The organism is Alkalihalobacillus sp. NPDC127517 (assembly GCF_050276055.1).
In the GTDB taxonomy this organism is placed as follows: domain Bacteria; phylum Bacillota; class Bacilli; order Bacillales; family Bacillaceae_D; genus Alkalicoccobacillus.
The window spans coordinates 36,087-53,343 of sequence record NZ_JBNNQX010000013.1 but is presented as its reverse complement, the minus strand read 5'-3'; the positions used below and the strand labels follow the sequence as shown (position 1 = coordinate 53,343).

Sequence of the window (17,257 nt, the reverse complement as noted above, 5' to 3'; positions counted from 1 at the left end):
TTTGCGAGTTGTTAGCTAACTAATATGCTTAAACTCTTTTCCTCTCCAGAAGATAATGGCGGTAGCAGTAAGTCCAATGATACTAGACACCAGGAGAACGATCTGTATGTTTAGTCCAGTCGCAACAAATCCACTAACCATTCCATAAGCAATTGGATCAAATCCATTCATCGCGAGAAAGATGAGGCTCATTACCCTACCCATTAAATGCTCCTCCGTATTCTCTTGGGCCAGTGTAAATACAGGAATGAATACAAACGCCATCGAGAAACCAATGACAAACAAGAGGATCGTTAGTAACGTTAAGTTGGGAAGTAAACTAAAAATGAAAAAGAAAGCAAGGGTAGAGAATAAACCGATGAGTGAAGCGAATCCTTTTCTTTTTATTTTTATAAAGCTCAGTATGAGAGTACCAACTACCATGCCTACACCTAAACTAACTTCCATATAGCTTAAATTGATCGGGCTTCCACCATGTACATCGACTAGTAACGGAATTGCAATGTGCAACGACCCAAAAACAAAGAAATTTAAAACGACTAATACAAGAATTCCAGTTACCAAAAATCCCGAAGAGCGTACAAAATGAAATCCCTCTTTTAACTCTTTAAGTGGACTTTGTCTTTGAACCCATTCAACGGCTTTTTCTTTAATTAATGGAGGGAAGACAAAAATAGCTGAAACAAGTATTAAGACCGTTGCTACAAAGTAACTATCAGAAACGCCTCGTGTTTCCATCATTATTCCAGCAAGAATGGGTCCAATGATAAAGGCAATTTGATCCACACCTTGAAAGTAGGCATTCGCTTGTTGCAACTGACTCTTCGGAACAATCTTCGGAACCATCGATGAGCTAGCAGGTCCGAAAAATGCATCCAGCATGCCGAATATGGCAGCAAGAACAAGCAATAAAGATACAGTCATAGAATTATTCGCAATCAGCAAGTAGATCACGAACATAAGGATGGCTTGAATTAAATTTGTGCTGAACATAATCGTTGTTTTCTTATATTGATCTGCTAGCACACCGCCATACGTAATCATAATTAACCTTGGAACAGTGGCTGCTATTAACACAATGCCTAACATACTTGGCATGTTCAGTTCGGTGACGACATACCATGTGGTTGTTGTTAAGAACATGCTAAAGCCCATCACTGCAAAGATCCCTGCCAACAGTATTAATACAAAGGTTCTATTTTTAAATAATGACTGGTTTGTGTTTGTTTCCATATCTATATCCCTTTCAACAAAAACCGACTGATCGGTCTATGAGGTGTAAATTTTTATTAATAGTTTATGATTCAAGCTTTATTTTCTCAATAGCGATACGATCAACTATTTTATATACCTCGGTCCCATTTTTAATTGAGGGAAGGAATAGTCCGTTCTCAAAATCAGTTGAAAGTCTTCTAAAATAAAGTCCAGAATTCTCATTAGGTTTATGCGTGCAAACTAATGTAAGATCACCATTCACCTCTTCATTCAAATAAGCAGTTTTCCCAGATTCAAATTCGTCTTTCTTAAATGGTAGTAGATCAATTGAAAGGAGATGCAAATCACTTTCTGGAAAATGCCTTTGAACCATTTGACTCACAGAACCATAAATCATGGTATCTAGAAAATGTTCTTCCTCGTTTACCGACAGGAGTTGAGAATACGCTTTGAGCTTGTATTTCTCCTTCAAAATCTTTAGATAGTCTGACTCACTCCTTAACTCTTCAAACCAAATATCCTTAGTCACTTGACTAGTAGTTGAGAAGCTTTCTAGTTCACTTTGAATAAATTGTAATTCGTCTTCTTGATCTTCCTCATACACATCAAACATAATCACAATATCTATCGTTGTGTTAAAGGCCTTAGCTAAATTTTCTGCTTTCTTCAACACAAGAGGGTTATAATGATGTTTTTCCAAAAAAACAAGCAGGTTTTTGGTCGTTTTAGTCACTTTAATCATCCTTTTTATATTATACCGACTGATCGGTCTGTATTTCAGATCATACATAAAAAGAAGATCGTTGTAAAGCTTCTAGACTTATATTAATTTAATGTCAAAATTGGCGGTTATTGGACAAATTTCATCGACATACCATAGTGGGAAGGAGGGGGAATGATGTCAAAAAGCAACAAGGATCAAACCGTGTTTTACAGTATAAAAGGTTCAACCATACGAAATTTCATCATTATCGATTGTATTTCTGGAACAGGAATTTATTATGTGGCTAAAATAATGACGACTAGTATTGTTATTGGCATGATAAGTAGTATTGTAGGTACAGTTGAAATGAAGAAGCTCTCAAAAAGGAAACTCCTTAAAAATCCATAAGTTCCCGATTGATGAAATGGAATCCTACGCTATATCAACGGATTTCCATTCATGCTAAAATAACGATACGATCAAATTTAGAAGTAAAGGAATTAACATAGATGAGTAAAATCACACCACCCGTACAAAAGAATCAAACACTAGATGTAACCATAACTGACTTAAGTCACCAAGGAGCAGGGGTTGCCAAGCATGAGGGGTACACATTGTTTATTCCTAAAGCATTGCCCGGTGAAACCTGTGAAGTAAAGGTTACAAAAACAAGTAAAGGCTATGGATTTGCACGTTTGATGCAGATTCATACGCCAAGTCCTGACCGGACCGAAGCACCCTGTCCAATCTACGACCAGTGCGGAGGCTGTCAGCTGCAGCATATGTCCTACGCTGGTCAGCTGCGCTATAAGCAAAAGCAAGTTCAGGATGCTCTTGAACGATTAGGAGGTATCACCGACGTTCCCGTTCTTCCAACACTCGGAATGGACGAGCCTTGGCGCTATCGTAACAAATCACAAGTACCAGTCGGTGAGCGTGACGGAGAAGTTATCGCAGGATTTTACCAGGAGCGAAGCCACCGCATTGTTGATATGGAAGAATGTATCATTCAAAACAAACATAACGATGAGATTGTACAAAAGGTAAAAGAACTAGCTAATCAGTATGGTATCCGTGGATATGACGAAGACAAACACCGTGGCACCTTAAGACATGTGGTTGTTCGCTATGGTCGTCAAAGTGGCGAATTAATGGTGGTTTTTGTGACCCGTGATGAAGCTCTACCAAACAAAAAGAACCTCATCGAAGAAATCCGTTCAGCTTTTCCATCAGTAAGGTCGATTGTGCAAAACATCAATCCAAAACGCACAAACGTTATTTTTGGAGATAAAACAAAAGTTCTTTGGGGCGAAGAATACATCTACGATTCCATTGGAAACATCAAATTCGCGATCTCTGCCAGATCCTTTTATCAGGTCAACCCAGAACAAACCAAAGTCCTTTACGACAAGACCTTAGAGTACGCAAATCTAACCGGATCAGAAACCGTGATCGACGCATACTGCGGCATTGGAACCATCTCGCTGTTCTTAGCCCAGCAAGCAAAGCATGTCTACGGAGTCGAAATTGTTCCTGAAGCCATCAGCGATGCGAAGCGCAACGCCGAACTAAACGGATTCACAAACACCGACTTTGCAGTAGGCGAAGCCGAAAACGTCATCCCATGGTGGGCCGCCCAAGGCATCCGCCCAGACGTCATGGTTGTTGACCCACCACGAAAAGGCTGTGACGAAAAGCTACTCAACACCATGCTTCAAATGAAACCAGAGCGAATTGTCTACGTCAGCTGTAACCCAGCTACACTAGCACGAGATTTGAAAGTGCTTGAAGAAGGTGGATATAAGACAAAGCAAGTGCAGCCGGTGGATATGTTTCCGCAGTCGACGCATGTGGAGTGTGTGGTGGAGATGGAGCTGTCTAACTAGAAACAATTAATTTCATCAAGAATGCCGCTCCCGATTGTAATTCGGAGTGGCGTTTTTTGATTAAAGATGAACAAGAGGAGGATTAAATGAAAAAAATCCACATCATTGGCTCAGTAGGAAGTGGTAAAACAACTTTTGCAAAGAAACTGTCCACGCAAACAGGCATCCAGCATTACGAACTCGATAATATGGTATGGCAACGAGTTGAAGGTAGTGGAGATATAAAAAGAAGCATGGAAGAAAGAGATACGTACCTATCTAACACTTTACAGTTAGATCAATGGATTATAGAAGGTGTCCATCATATATGGGTGAGACCGAGTTTAGATCAGGCGGACCTTGTTATCTTTTTAGACACACCTTACTGGATCAGGAATTACCGAATTATTAAACGGTACATTCGACAAAAAGTAGGAGTCGAGAAAGCAAATTATGATCCTACAGTGAAGATGTTTTTGAATATGTTTAAATGGAATATCTATTTTGAGAAAGAGAGTAAGCCAAATATTTTGATTTTACTAGAGCAGTATAAAGATAAAGTAGTGATTCTTAATAGTAATGCTGATGCGAGGGATCTTATTGAATCGAGGCTAAGGAAATGAGGGATCGTGGATCTGTTGTGCTTATTAATGATAAAAAGGTTGCTCTAATTAAACGAATAAAAGAAAATGATACATATTATGTGTTTCCAGGTGGGGGCATTGAAGAACGTGAGACATCAGAGGAAGCTGCGGTAAGAGAAGCATATGAGGAGCTAGGTTTAGTGGTTCGTATTAAAGAACTTATGGCAACTGTTGAGTGGCAGGGAACGCAGTACTTCTACTTAGCAGAGATGGTTTCAGGTACGTTTGGCACAGGAAGAGGTGTTGAATTCACGAATAAAGTGAAGGACAAAGGTCAATATGTTCCTTTGTGGGTTTCTATAGATGATCTGGATAAACTTGATGTGAGGCCAAGAGAGGTTGCACGAAAGGTTCAATTATTAGGAATTTCATCCGATACTAACAATGATCACTGCTATTGAATATGTGGAAACAATGTTAGATCATTGGAAGGGATGACAGATGACATTAATAGATGAAGAACTTCGCATCACACCTCTGAAACATTTACTAAACATGCCTATAGCAATTCCTACTTATCAGCGCCCATATTCATGGAGCGTAAAATCTACAAATCTATTATTTCAAGATACATATCAAGCATTTAGGAATGGGTTAGAGGAGTATCGGTTGGGCTCCGTCATTTTGCATCAGGATCGTAATCGATACAATATTGTTGATGGGCAGCAAAGGTTAACTACATTATCTATTCTCTTATACTGTCTTACAGAGGAAGGGAAACTGGAACTGAAACTGTTAGACGAGAAATTCAGCGGCTCAGCAAAGTCTATTCATTTAAACTTTCAAATCCTTAAGAATCTAGTGAATGAACTACATTTGAATGAACGAAAGGCTTACAAAAGGTATTTGCTGGATAATGTAACAACCGTGCAAATTGTGACAGATAATGAACAAGAAGCCTTTCAATTTTTTGATTCACAGAACTCTCGCGGGAAAGCGTTAGCCCCTCATGATCTCCTAAAATCGTATCATTTAAGGGAAATGAATGATGTGAGAGTAGTCGAGAAGATCGATATCATTAATCAGTGGGAACAAATGAATCAAGCGGACTTACATATTCTATTCACAAATTATTTATATCCGTTATCTCGGTGGTACAGAGGAAAAAGTGGCTTATATTACTCAACGAATAAGATTAATACATTCAAAGGGACTAAGCCAAACGCTCTGTATCAATACGCAATGTATCATAAATCAAGTCACCTTTTTGTTGAACAGTTTAACTCAAACGGTAGTCGTGAGCTGCTTGCAACAGATGCCTTAAACCAATTCCAACTCACTCAACCGATTCTAGCTGGGAAACGCTTTTTTCACTATGTGAATCATTATAGTAAGTTGCTTGAACAAGTACGTATGCTTATTCGTAAAGAGTTTACAAATGACGAAATTCTTATCGGCGGAACGGGAAATCTCTACATAAAACAATTATTCGAGTGTTCCCTATTGTTTTTCGCAGATCGTTTTGGTTTGGATCATTTAAACAAAGGAGTTATGCGTAAGCTGTATACGTGGTGTTATTCATTAAGAGTGGTGATGACCGCTGTGTCCGTAAAAACGATTAATAAATATGCTCGGGGAAGACATGATGAAGTGAATAAAGGACTTGATCTGTTTGCGAGAATGAACGAGATGGATCAGCCAGGTGAGCTGCAATTGGTCGTGTTGAACCGACCAAAGTGGATCAACGATAAGTATAAAGATCTCTATGAAATACTTAGAAAATGGAATGGGTGGTTGCCTAATGAATAAACAGTTAGAAAAGACACCTGTCTCCGATGTATTCACTAATATACGGTATGTGGTTCCGGTTTATCAGCGCAATTATGCGTGGGGAGCATTGCAAATTGAACAGTTAATAGAAGACATTGTAAATGCTGAAGGCACATACTTTCTTGGAAATCTAATTCTCAACCAAAGGGATCACCAGGAGTATGAGGTCATTGATGGCCAACAAAGGTTGACGACTCTGTATCTATTACAAACCTATCTTGAAATGAAAGTTGCTAAAGGTACATTAAGCTTTGAAGCCCGGGAGCGATCAAATCGTACGTTAAACTTATTGAAATCAGAGGGGGATATACCAGATGAATTAATTTCCTCGGAAATGGTAGAAGGCTATCACGTCATTGAACATTATTTTAAAGTGAATCAGATTAATAAGGATGAATTTATTAAAAGACTGGAAAAGGTCTTTTTAATTCAAATTCAAGTCCCACGAAATATTGATTTGAACCATTATTTCGAAGTGATGAATACACGTGGAGAGCAGTTGGAACTTCACGAAATTGCAAAAGCAAAGGTCCTGGAAGCATTAGATACAGAGGATGAGAAGAATACGGGTGCGATGATTTGGGATCTGTGTTCTGATATGGACTCTTATGTGCAGATGAATGTACGATCAGAGTTACGGAAAAAGATATTTACAGATGATTGGACGAGCCTGAATCATTCAATCAATCAGTTTGGTTCAATCAATGAAATCCTGGCGAGCTCTGACGAGGATCAATCATTCCGTTCACTTAAGGATATCTTAGAGGGCGGTATAGAAACTCATTCTGAGAAAAAAGAAGATATTGATGAAGGAAATGAACGCTTTGAATCAACCGTTTCCTTTCCAAACTTTTTGCTACATGTCAGTAATGTGTTGTATAGACAGAGTGATGGAGACTCATCGCTTGATGACAAGCAATTCTTAGATCATATCTCGACTGCTTGGACAAGTGCCGAACATGCAAGAGCGTTTCTCTTCCACATGCTAAAGCTTCGAGTGCTGTTTGATAAATACATTTTAAAACGAGAATACGCTAGAGACTACAAAGAAACAGGAAGATGGTCGCTTCAAAGGATTAAGAGAAACGGCAAAAAGGCGGCTTATGTTGCGACTTTTGGTGAGGATGATGGCCAGAACAATAAACAATTGCGTACGCTACAATCATGTTTGCGTATTACCTATACATCTCCAAAAGCGATGCATTGGATTTCAGTTGTTTTAGCAGAACTTTTAGAAGATGAATCTGCTGATTTGACTCATCTTTTAGAGTCGTATTGTGATAGAAGAGTTAGGCAGTCAAAGATTATGCAAACAAATGGTTTTGGTTATGATCGTATTGCGTTCTCGTATCTAGATTATCTTTTATATCGAGATGGTTATAAACTAGGTGAAAAGGAAATCATTCAACCGATGCGTGATGACTGGCAGTTTCAGTTTAGAAATTCCATCGAACACTTTTACCCTCAAAATCCATTTGAAGGAGAGCGTTGGGAGAAGGAAGATCTTGATGGGTTCGGAAATCTTGCGTTAATTACGGTTTCGGGGAACTCAAGGTTTTCAAACTTGCCGCCAGGAGGTAAGATCAACTCTTATCCTAAAATGATTGAACAGAGTCTGAAGCTAGTCATAATGAAAGAACTAATTCATCTCAACGATGGAAACTGGACAGAAGAAGTTGCGGCTCAACACAAAAATGGAATGTTCAATATTTTAATGAAGAGTAAAGAGTCGTAAAGACACTTACTATCCAAAAAACACTTGCGAGACACACCCTGATTTCGGTAAAATCGAATTCGGGGTTCTTTTAGTGAAACCCGCTTTGTGATAGGATTATGAGAGTTTGATACAATCGATAAATGCACAGCTTCATAGATGAAAGGATCTGAATGAATCAATGAGTACAAATTTCTGGCGTGACTTACCACGACCATTTTTTATATTAGCACCAATGGAGGATGTGACGGATGTTGTGTTCCGTCATGTTGTCGCACATGCCGCTGCTCCTGATGTGTATTTTACGGAATTCACGAACTCTGAAAGCTACTGTCATCCAGACGGAAAGCAGAGTGTTCGCGGGCGTTTAACGTTTACCGAAGATGAGCAGCCGATTGTTGCGCACATTTGGGGAGACAAGCCTGAGTACTTTAAGCAAATGAGTATCGGTATGGCTGAAATGGGCTTCAAAGGCATCGACTTAAACATGGGTTGTCCAGTGGCAAATGTCGCTGGGAACGGGAAAGGCAGTGGCCTCATCCGTCGTCCTGAGGTAGCAGCAGAGCTGATCCAAGCAGCTAAAGCCGGTGGTCTGCCTGTCAGTGTGAAAACAAGAATTGGCTATACCTATGTAGAAGAGTGGCGTGACTGGTTAACACACATCTTCAAACAAGATATTGCGAACCTGTCTATTCACCTTCGTACGCGCAAAGAGATGAGTAAGGTGGATGCGCACTGGGAGCTTATTCCTGAAATTAAAAAGCTCCGTGACGAGATTGCGCCAGACACATTATTAACGATTAATGGGGATATCCCGAACCGTCAAGTGGGAATGGAGCTTGTTGAGAAGTATGGTGTCGACGGTGTGATGATCGGGCGTGGGATCTTCACCAACCCGTATGCGTTTGAAAAAGAACCGAAAGAGCACACAAGCGAGGAATTGCTAGGGCTTCTTAGAATGCAGTTAGATCTTCATGATCAGTATCATGAAATTGAATCACGCGCGTTTAAGCCGCTGCATCGTTTCTTTAAAATCTACGTTCGCGATTTCCGCGGGGCAGGGGAACTGAGAAATCAGCTTATGAATGCAAAATCTACAGATGAAGTTCGTGTGTTATTGGATGCATTTAAAGTAGAAGAACAGAAGGAAGTCTTACAGGATTAATTGAAACAGCGTACCCAAGTTGAGGGTGCGCTGTTTTTTTTAGGAAGAGGAATAAATACGTTTATGTGGAATAAGAAGTAACATATGTTGATGGGAGGTAGCAAGAGCCATGTTATACGTGATATATGGAATCGTCGTTGTAACGATATTTACGCTTTTACAGGTTGTTTTAACTTATTTCGGTCTCTTCGGAAATATTTTGTTAACGCTTGGAGCGAGTTTCATTATCTGTACACCAATTACTTTGCTTTATCTGATTTGGCTAGAGTTGGTCGAGCTTAAAGAGCTGAAGGAAGAGGAAATACGCGAGAAGCAGAGGCTGTTGAAGAAGGAGAGATTGGAAAGAGGGAGTTGATGGGGTATAGGATGCGCAAAAAAGCTGAGAATGCGCAAAAAAGCATGTGCGATGCTCAAAAAAGCTGAGAATGCGCAAAAAAGCATGGCCGATGCTCGAAAAAGCTGAGAATGCGCAAAAAAGCATGGCCGATGCTCGAAAAAGCCGAGAATGCGCAAAAAGGCATGGCTGATGCTTAAAAAAACTGAGAATGCGCAAAAAAACATGGCCAATGCTCAAAAAAGCTGAGAATGCGCAAAAAAACATGGCCGATGCTCAAAAAAGCTGAGAATGCGCAAAAAGGCATGGCTGATGCTTAAAAAGCTGAGAATGCGCAAAAAAGCATGGCTGATGCTCAAAAAAGCCGAGAATGCGCAAAAAAGCATGGCCGATGCTCAAAAACCACACTCCATGCTCAAAAAAACTCAGAATGCCCAAAGCCCACGATTACTTTCTCAATCCTACTTCTCCCGCTCAACCGACTTCCAGCCATGCGCAGCTAAATGCTCCTGATATTCCTCATACGAAATCTCTTGCAGCTCGATAGCCAACGGCGACAGGGAAACAAGACATTCGTTGTTAGAGTAATCAATGGTAACCTTCGAAACTTCATAGCCATTATGAAACTGCGGGTGGAACCCGGGATCATGTATGATATCTCCTACTACTGGGCGAATGTCTGATTGATACGTTTTGCTCATGAGCTCCTGCTTTGCGTTATCGATCGAGTGAAAAAATACGAGTAATGTAATGTTCATCGTCATTAGCCTCCTCTATTTTTCTGCTTTCTCTATCTTCGCTTCTAGCTTTACTTCTACATTTCCTTGAATGGCACGACTAATCATACAAGAGGTTTCTGCTTTTTCTGCAAGCTTGTGAGCAAGCTGAATGTCTTTATCGGTGGCTTCTGCAGTTAGTACAACTTCTGGTCTATGAATAATAGTTTTGTAGGTAATAACGCCTTTTGTGACATCTACAATTCCCTCGGATTCCATAGTGAGAGAGGCTTTATCCAGCTTACTGCGCTCCAGCATGGCAGCGAGTGTAATAATGTAACATGTGGCTGCGGCACCAAGTAGCATTTCGTCAGGGTTTGTCCCAATTCCGGGGCCATCCATTTCAGGAGGGATAGAGATTTTCGTCACGAGATTTCCTGATTCAATGTCTCCTACATCATTACGTAAGCCTGGCCAGTTGGCTTTTAAGTGAAAGCTATGTTCTGCCATGTTTATGCCTCCTTCATTCTCATCGTTCAGTACGTTCAGTTTATCATATTAGAAATGAAGAGGAAAAAAGGCGAATCCTATCGAATAGTTTATAGATATTGGGGTGAGTGAGCCAATGTAGATTAAGGACTGGATTAGTAAGGAGAGGAAGAGATTGTGGGAGTTGTATCTCCCTTGAGATGATTCAGACCAGTATGAGAATGGGTGGGTGGACGTTAAAGCGGCCAATGGAGTTCTAACCTATGAGGCTGAGATGAAGAAGCGTCGTCTGAAATCAAGACAACGCAATAATTAAGCACAAGATAAACAACAGTCCCGACAAAGGTGTCATAACTACGCGTTCCTTTTTGCTTTGAGAAAATAGGTTACCCATCGTATTTAAGGCAAGAAACCCTGTGAACATCCATGCTAGAACTGTGTTAGGAAGGAAGTTAAGAGTGTCTAAGTCCTTAGCTTTCATCAGAAACACCGCTCCCATAAAGAGTAGCACAATACCGTTTACCACACTCACGATTCGAAGTTTAGTAGGCAAAGTCCGATGATAGCCACCCATAGCATATTCTCCAAGGGGGAATCCAAATGCAAGAAGGAATTGGAAGACGGCAACTAGAATAAATAAGCTCATAACAATAATTGCTAGTGCACTTGATAAATCCAAAGGACAGCTCTCCTTTAATCTACTATTGAAGGGATAAGACAAATGAAAAGAGTACTCTACCTTCCATTTCTCATCTTTATTTTAACTGGATGCCAATTTTCTGACGAGACGCTCCCTAAAAAGATGCCAGATGATTTTGCGTTCTCGTTAAAATATGGGGTCGCTCTTAAGAACGAGCTTAATACGTACGATCATACTTATATAAAGGATCTGATCTCGAATGGAACAGCCGAAACAGAACTTACGTTTACTGAAGAAGAACTACTACAGACATATGATCTATTTAAAGACTCAAATCTTTTTGAACTGTCAAAGGCTATTGGTCCTTTATGTAAAGAACCATATGATAAATATGAGCTAAAGATGACTGTTAATGAGCAAGAGCATCATCTTAGCTGGAATACATCTTGTCATGCAGAAGAATTATTAGAGTGGGAAAAAGTCATGAAAGAATTACATAAGGAAATTATCCATAAAAAACCTGAGTATCAACAGTTACCAGAAGCGAGTGGTGGGTATTTGTAGAAGGAGTGTGGACCATGTTTATTTTAAATATATTAAAAGAAATGACTCTTGATTTGTTCGCCATGGCAAAGGGTTTTCTTTATGGTTTTGTGATGGTTGGTGGTTTTATCTTAATAGCAGGAGCCTTGCTGTATGCCTTCCTCATGTTATTTTAAACAGTTGCACGTTTAATTAACTCAAGCTCAATCTCATGCCTTGTCACTTCAGACTCTAAGGCTTGTTTAATAAGCTGTTCCCCTATTTTGTTAAAAGGAATCTGCACAGTGGTCATATCCAGGGCTTTGGAGATCGATTGATTATCAAATCCAATGATAGCAAGATCTTTTGGAACGTTCCATCCTGCACGAACGATTGCTGTGTAAAGTCCAGCAGCTACTTGGTCATTTGTCACTAAAAAGGCAGTTGGACAAGCAGCAGATTGTATCAGATGATTGGCTAGAGTTGTGCCATCCTCAAGGTACAAACAGTCAGTCACAATATCTTGATCTAAAAGTGGGACCTGATGTGCATCTAGAAAATCAGCAAACGCTTTTTTGCGTTGCAAGCTGCTTGTACTACTCTCTCTATTGAGGCAAATCCCAATTCGTCTATGACCATTTGCATATAGATAGGCTAAGGCAGCATAAAACGATTCATAGTGATTCATGTAGGTACAGCTAACACCCTCCATGTGAATATCCTCTAACAGCACTATTTTCCCACTTTGACTGTAGCTTTCTAATACATCCACCTGAACACTCCGCGAGCAAAAAATTAAACAATCAATTTGCTTTGTTTTTAAGAGCTCTAGCGCTTCAAGCTCTTTTTCTTCAATATATTGAGTTTGAATGATTAATAAATGATAGTCCGTTTTGGAAATAGCTTTGGCAATTCCATCTATAAGCTGGCTGAAATAAATTTGATCCATAAACGGTACGACAATCCCAATGAGATTGGTTCTGCCTTTTTTTAAATGGACCGCATGAATGTTTTTTGTGTAGCCCGTCTCGTTAATGGCTCGTTGCACCGCCTTAACAGTTTCATCATTCACGTGCGGATGATGATTTAATACTCTAGATACCGTTGTAGCAGAAACACCAGCCATCTTAGCAATGTCATGAATGTTCGTCACAAAAAACATCTCCTACGTCCTTTAATAAGCTTTATTTTACCTCAACTAACGACGCAAAAACCACTAGTCGTTACGCTTCTCAAGGAATCTCGCCGACTAGTGGCACCTTGAGCATACGATATGAAATGCATTTCAGGTCAACAGATTTCTGAAAAGGGATTCTCCTTGATTTGTCGAATAGTAGGAGGGAGATGGCATATGGGAAAATTAGCAAGGGGAATGGTAAAGAAATTACGCTAATCTAGCTAGAATAATAATAGATTAGAAACAGCACTAAAAAGATTGGAGAATGAACAACAATGATCACATTTAAAAAAATTACCTGGGAAAACCTTGATCAATGTTTAAAGCTTGAAGTGGCAGAAAATCAGAAAACCTTTGTTGGATCAAATGAATATAGCTTGGCGCAAGCGTATGTGGCTTTAGAAGAAGGGAAGCTAACCGTTATGCCTTTTGCGGTATACGCGGGGGATACGATGATTGGCTTTATCATGATGACGTACAGCGAGAAGCATGAATTTGGAGGAGGCCCGAGTTACACTATTGCGAGACTGATGCTAGATAAACAATTTCAAAGCAGGGGCTACGGAATGCTTGCGACTCATGAAGCGATAGACTACATTCGCACATTTCCAAAAGGCGAAGCGAGTACCATTTATCTTTCTTATGAGGCAGACAATAAAGTAGCGCGAGCATTGTACACCTCGTGTGGGTTTGTTGAAACAGGAGAGATTGATGAAGACGGGGAACTTGTAGCTGTGTTGAACTTAAAAGGGGCTGAATTAACATCAAAATAAGACCATATCAACCATCAGATGAACTGAGCTGGCTTCGTTGCAGAGTACTTGCCTTTCTGGATACTGCGTACTTTGACAATGTCCTAAAGAAGAAAGAAACGTATGAGCATCCCTCGATTGAGTTGGTGGCAGTTAAAGATAATCAAGTCGTGGGTCTCATTGATGTGGAATATGAAGTCGAAGAAAAAACGGTATGCTCTAGAGGGGAAGGATTAGGCGGGATGATCTGGCACATCGCTGTTCACCCGGACTACCGGAGAATGGGCATTGGCAATCAATTGCTAGCAGAAGCAGAGAAACTGGCATTTAAAAAGGGACTTAACCGTTTTGAAGCATGGACAAGAGATGATGTTTGGGTGAGTGAATGGTATGTAGAGAGCGGATTTATGAAAGTAGAATTCTACTATCACGTTTTTGTAGACAAAAACGATCAAGTCTCTTTGAAGACAGAAGGATTACACTTTATTCAAGGGTTCGCACACTATACGGGAGACGATCTTGAGCAGATCAAGAGCAGCTACGAAAGGGTTCATGAATGTAGGTGCTATGAGAAAAAATTAATCTAAAAAGGAGTCGTAATCAATGTCCAGCCATACACATCCTCTTATGTCCTTCTTTGAAGGCTACGTCCGAAATTTTCGTCGTTTAAATCTGTCTTCCTTACATAATCGTTCGATGTTCACAATTAGAGAAATCGATTATTTTGCCTGTTTAGGAGAATGGTTAGGGTTTGATGCGTATGTAGTGGATTCAAAACGAAATGATTTAACCGGTCGTTCAAGACCAATGGACTTATCCTGGTGGAAATGGGATACACGATTCGATAAAGAAAATTATATTTCTCTTTCGCTTCATTTAGAACGTGAGTCATTGCCTCAAAAGGCGGAGGACACGATTGAGAAACTTTTTACTGAGTCAGCTGAAGGCTATCATCCTGAACATGTGATAGGTATTCAATATGTAGATTCATTGGCTGATATTGATCAACTGAATGATAAAATTCTTACTCTAAACAAATATCAGAAATCGCAGGTTCTTATGATTTATCGTGAATTTGATCGTAAAAGTCAATTTGAGAGAATCAAAGCATTTGAAGGGAATAGTGAGGGATGGATCGAAACGAGAAACGCTGTTGCTTTACTTGATCCTTCTTATTATTGGTATATGTGTTTTGAGGAAGAGTGGGAGGGTAAACAGTGAACTTTAGTTACACCGCGCCAACAATAGCCAGATCCTCTGACTCCTTTCCAATCTACCATCATCAATCAAAGATTGGCTCAATGGAGAGGTTTTTTACAAAACAAACACGTAAGCCGATAGATGATGTGAACATTCGTGCATTTGATGAAAGCAATCAGGATACATACACAATTACTCAAATAAAGAGCAAGTTACTGGGTGAGACGAAGTGGGAGATTAGTAAGAACGAAGAGAAAATCGGTGAAGCTGAATACCCAAAAGGTTTTTTTAAAGCGCACCAAGTGGTAGTGAATCTAGCGGGCCATCCAACCTTCACTTTTAAAATTAAAATGGACCGGACTGCAGTTATTCTGAATGATAACGAAGCACAAATCGGGAATACCGAGCGTACGACCAACATCAAACATACTTATGAAGGAGAAGTGGACGATCATTTTTTACAGATGCCGCTTATCCTTTTCTATAGTCTTGTCCATACATTTTGGTGCTCCTCCCACCTTAGTTGACTGGAAAAAGTAAAGTATACTCAGCGCGGAAAAATGAGTAGAATAATGGGAGAGTATGATGCAGAAAGAGGGACACACATGACGATCCTAGTTGTAGAAGATGACCGAGCCATTGCTGAGGGATTAAATTATTCTTTGAAACAAGAAGGCTATGATGTTCGGTTATGTGAGAATACGAAAAGAGCAAAGCAAGTCATTGAGCAGGAGCTTGAGACGATTACACTTTGTTTATTAGATTTAACGCTCCCTGATGGAAGTGGGTATGAGCTTTGTCAGCTTGTCAAAGGCAAAGCAGATCTTCCTGTTATTTTCTTAACAGCGATGGATGAAGAAGTGAATGTGGTAATGGGGCTCGATATGGGAGCTGATGATTATATTACAAAGCCTTTTCGAGTAAGAGAGCTCACTTCACGGATTAAATCTGTGCTTAGACGATATTCCAAGCAAACGAAGTCGCCATCGACACAAACGAACATTGTTTCAATAGGGACAATTGATATCCATACATTAGAAGCCAAGGTATATAAACGTGGTGAGGAAATTGTGCTGACTGCTCTGGAATACAGACTGCTTATGATTTTTGCAGCTCATCCTGGACAGGTCCTTTCACGTGCTCAGCTTCTGGACCGGATTTGGGATGTAGGTGGGGAATTTGTAAATGATAATACGTTAACAGTTTATATAAAGAGACTTAGAGAAAAGCTTGAAGATGATCCGCATCAACCTGAGTTGATTCAAACGGTACGAGGCATTGGTTATAAGGCAGGTGACGGCCATGCTACGTCATAGAGAAGTAAAGGGTTTGCTGGTTTATTTTGCTTTGGTTATGGGTGGTGGTGTGCTTTGCGTTATGTTTCTCCAGGTACCTGCGTTTTTGCTTGTTCTTATTCCTTCTATTCTTATAGTAGGAGGTTTTTTTGTTTTCACGAATAGGCGGTATAAGGATATTGAGCGGTTATCTGAATATGTGCGGAGTATCGCCGCTGGAAGTGAATCGCTTGATATTCGGGATAACGCGGAGGGGGAGCTGAGTATCCTCAAAAATGATATCTATCGTGTAACACGAATGCTCTCAGAGCAAAGCGCTGATTTAGAAGGAGAAAAAAATAAGCTAAGCGACGCGATCTCAGACATTTCACATCAGTTGAAAACACCCCTTACGTCTATGACTGTCATGGCTGATCTTTTGCATGAGCCAAAAGTGAATGATGATAAAAGGCGTGAGTTTGCACGTCATCAGCTTGTCCAGCTTGAACGAATGGAATGGTTAGTGACTTCACTCTTAAAGCTCTCAAAGATGGATGCCGGGGGAATTGTATTTAAAAATGAAGAGGTTTTGGTAGAGGAACTCATTGAGCGCTCGCTTCACCCCTTGCTCATTCCAATTGAGTTAAAAGAAATCCACGTTGATATTAAGGGAAACCCTGATGTTCAGTATGTAGGTGATCTGCATTGGAGTATGGAAGCGGTCGGGAATGTGTTAAAGAATGCGGTGGAGCATACGCAACCGGGTGGAAAGCTAACGATCACCTACACAAGTAACATTCTATTTACTGAAATTCAGATTGCAGATAGCGGAAGTGGCATTCCAAAGCAGGAGCTTCCTTATATCTTTCAGCGATTTTACAAAGGAACACATGCTAAAGAAGGAAGCGTCGGCATTGGTTTGGCCTTAGTTCAGCAAATGATTAAAAGTCAAAATGGAGAGGTTGACGTTCAGAGTAAAGAAGGAGAAGGTACGGTGTTTCGCATTACATTTTATAAGCAAAGCCGAAAGTGACTAGATTGTCACCTGATGAGTCATTAAAGCGTCATCTTTTCTTT

Annotated in this window: 22 protein-coding genes; 16 read left to right on the top strand and 6 right to left on the bottom strand. The window is 40.1% G+C overall.

What is annotated here, in order from left to right:
• Positions 1–15: 15 nt before the first annotated feature.
• Together ACQKKO_RS17140 and ACQKKO_RS17135 are read right to left on the bottom strand one after the other, a co-directional pair.
• On the bottom strand, positions 16–1,233 hold the full coding sequence (locus ACQKKO_RS17140; protein WP_498649340.1) for an MFS transporter: 1,218 nt from the start codon (positions 1,231–1,233) through the stop codon (positions 16–18).
• A 64-nt stretch (positions 1,234–1,297) separates the two neighbouring features.
• Positions 1,298–1,948, bottom strand: coding sequence for a hypothetical protein (locus tag ACQKKO_RS17135; RefSeq protein WP_498649338.1), 651 nt, complete (start codon positions 1,946–1,948; stop codon positions 1,298–1,300).
• Between the two features lie 165 nt (positions 1,949–2,113).
• On the opposite strand from ACQKKO_RS17135, the gene ACQKKO_RS17130 reads away from it, so the two are divergent.
• The 8 genes from ACQKKO_RS17130 to ACQKKO_RS17095 all read left to right on the top strand — a co-directional run bounded on the left by ACQKKO_RS17130 (position 2,114) and on the right by ACQKKO_RS17095 (position 9,431).
• Positions 2,114–2,326 carry a hypothetical protein gene (locus ACQKKO_RS17130; protein WP_498649336.1) on the top strand — a complete coding sequence of 71 codons (213 nt, stop codon included), beginning with the start codon at positions 2,114–2,116 and terminating at the stop codon, positions 2,324–2,326.
• 101 nt (positions 2,327–2,427) lie between these two features.
• Positions 2,428–3,804, top strand: a complete 1,377-nt coding sequence (rlmD, locus tag ACQKKO_RS17125) for a 23S rRNA (uracil(1939)-C(5))-methyltransferase RlmD (RefSeq protein WP_498649334.1) — start codon at positions 2,428–2,430, stop codon at positions 3,802–3,804.
• 86 nt (positions 3,805–3,890) lie between these two features.
• Entirely contained in the window at positions 3,891–4,406 is a 516-nt protein-coding gene (locus tag ACQKKO_RS17120; protein ID WP_498649332.1) for a P-loop NTPase family protein, read from the top strand.
• Positions 4,403–4,828 carry an NUDIX hydrolase gene (locus ACQKKO_RS17115; protein ID WP_498649330.1) on the top strand — a complete coding sequence of 142 codons (426 nt, stop codon included), beginning with the start codon at positions 4,403–4,405 and terminating at the stop codon, positions 4,826–4,828. The genes ACQKKO_RS17120 and ACQKKO_RS17115 overlap by 4 nt, the downstream gene beginning before the upstream one ends.
• Before the next feature lie 40 nt (positions 4,829–4,868).
• Positions 4,869–6,176: a DUF262 domain-containing protein gene (locus tag ACQKKO_RS17110; protein WP_498649328.1), complete on the top strand. Its 1,308-nt coding sequence runs from the start codon at positions 4,869–4,871 to the stop codon at positions 6,174–6,176.
• The gene (locus tag ACQKKO_RS17105) at positions 6,169–7,932 is read left to right on the top strand and encodes a DUF262 domain-containing protein (RefSeq protein ID WP_498649326.1); all 1,764 of its coding nucleotides are present in this window, start codon (positions 6,169–6,171) and stop codon (positions 7,930–7,932) included. The genes ACQKKO_RS17110 and ACQKKO_RS17105 overlap by 8 nt, the downstream gene beginning before the upstream one ends.
• Positions 7,933–8,092: 160 nt before the next feature.
• Positions 8,093–9,076, top strand: coding sequence for a tRNA dihydrouridine synthase (locus ACQKKO_RS17100; RefSeq protein WP_498649324.1), 984 nt, complete (start codon positions 8,093–8,095; stop codon positions 9,074–9,076).
• A 109-nt stretch (positions 9,077–9,185) separates the two neighbouring features.
• Complete coding sequence (locus tag ACQKKO_RS17095; RefSeq protein ID WP_498649322.1) at positions 9,186–9,431, top strand: hypothetical protein; 246 nt, start codon at positions 9,186–9,188, stop codon at positions 9,429–9,431.
• Positions 9,432–9,871: 440 nt separating this feature from the next.
• On the opposite strand, the gene ACQKKO_RS17090 is transcribed toward ACQKKO_RS17095, so the two are convergent.
• From ACQKKO_RS17090 to ACQKKO_RS17080, 3 genes are all read right to left on the bottom strand, one after another.
• A complete protein-coding gene (locus ACQKKO_RS17090) occupies positions 9,872–10,168 on the bottom strand; it encodes a hypothetical protein (protein ID WP_498649320.1) in 297 nt (98 codons plus the stop codon).
• Positions 10,169–10,183: 15 nt separating this feature from the next.
• Positions 10,184–10,636 (bottom strand): OsmC family protein, encoded by a 453-nt coding sequence (locus ACQKKO_RS17085; protein ID WP_498649318.1) that lies wholly within the window; start codon positions 10,634–10,636, stop codon positions 10,184–10,186.
• 274 nt (positions 10,637–10,910) lie between these two features.
• Positions 10,911–11,294 carry a hypothetical protein gene (locus ACQKKO_RS17080; protein ID WP_498649317.1) on the bottom strand — a complete coding sequence of 128 codons (384 nt, stop codon included), beginning with the start codon at positions 11,292–11,294 and terminating at the stop codon, positions 10,911–10,913.
• Positions 11,295–11,336: 42 nt separating this feature from the next.
• Between ACQKKO_RS17080 and ACQKKO_RS17075 the strand changes: the two genes are divergently transcribed.
• The gene (locus ACQKKO_RS17075) at positions 11,337–11,819 is read left to right on the top strand and encodes a hypothetical protein (protein ID WP_498649315.1); all 483 of its coding nucleotides are present in this window, start codon (positions 11,337–11,339) and stop codon (positions 11,817–11,819) included.
• 14 nt (positions 11,820–11,833) lie between these two features.
• Entirely contained in the window at positions 11,834–11,974 is a 141-nt protein-coding gene (locus tag ACQKKO_RS17070) for a hypothetical protein (protein ID WP_498649313.1), read from the top strand.
• Here ACQKKO_RS17070 and ACQKKO_RS17065 read toward each other — a convergent pair.
• Positions 11,971–12,930: a LacI family DNA-binding transcriptional regulator gene (locus ACQKKO_RS17065; protein ID WP_498649312.1), complete on the bottom strand. Its 960-nt coding sequence runs from the start codon at positions 12,928–12,930 to the stop codon at positions 11,971–11,973. The two genes, ACQKKO_RS17070 and ACQKKO_RS17065, sit on opposite strands and share 4 nt — an antisense overlap.
• A 299-nt stretch (positions 12,931–13,229) precedes the next feature.
• Here ACQKKO_RS17065 and ACQKKO_RS17060 point away from each other — a divergent pair, with 299 nt between their 5' ends.
• From ACQKKO_RS17060 to ACQKKO_RS17035, 6 genes are all read left to right on the top strand, one after another.
• The gene (locus tag ACQKKO_RS17060; protein WP_498649310.1) at positions 13,230–13,727 is read left to right on the top strand and encodes a GNAT family N-acetyltransferase; all 498 of its coding nucleotides are present in this window, start codon (positions 13,230–13,232) and stop codon (positions 13,725–13,727) included.
• Entirely contained in the window at positions 13,712–14,293 is a 582-nt protein-coding gene (locus ACQKKO_RS17055; protein ID WP_498649427.1) for a GNAT family N-acetyltransferase, read from the top strand. Before ACQKKO_RS17060 ends, ACQKKO_RS17055 begins: the two co-directional genes overlap by 16 nt.
• A gap of 16 nt (positions 14,294–14,309) precedes the next feature.
• A complete protein-coding gene (locus ACQKKO_RS17050) occupies positions 14,310–14,927 on the top strand; it encodes a hypothetical protein (RefSeq protein WP_498649308.1) in 618 nt (205 codons plus the stop codon).
• A complete protein-coding gene (locus tag ACQKKO_RS17045) occupies positions 14,924–15,433 on the top strand; it encodes a tubby C-terminal domain-like protein (protein ID WP_498649306.1) in 510 nt (169 codons plus the stop codon). The genes ACQKKO_RS17050 and ACQKKO_RS17045 overlap by 4 nt, the downstream gene beginning before the upstream one ends.
• Positions 15,434–15,511: 78 nt before the next feature.
• A complete protein-coding gene (locus ACQKKO_RS17040; RefSeq protein ID WP_498649304.1) occupies positions 15,512–16,222 on the top strand; it encodes a response regulator transcription factor in 711 nt (236 codons plus the stop codon).
• Positions 16,209–17,213 carry a sensor histidine kinase gene (locus tag ACQKKO_RS17035; protein ID WP_498649302.1) on the top strand — a complete coding sequence of 335 codons (1,005 nt, stop codon included), beginning with the start codon at positions 16,209–16,211 and terminating at the stop codon, positions 17,211–17,213. Before ACQKKO_RS17040 ends, ACQKKO_RS17035 begins: the two co-directional genes overlap by 14 nt.
• Positions 17,214–17,257 lie beyond the last annotated feature (44 nt).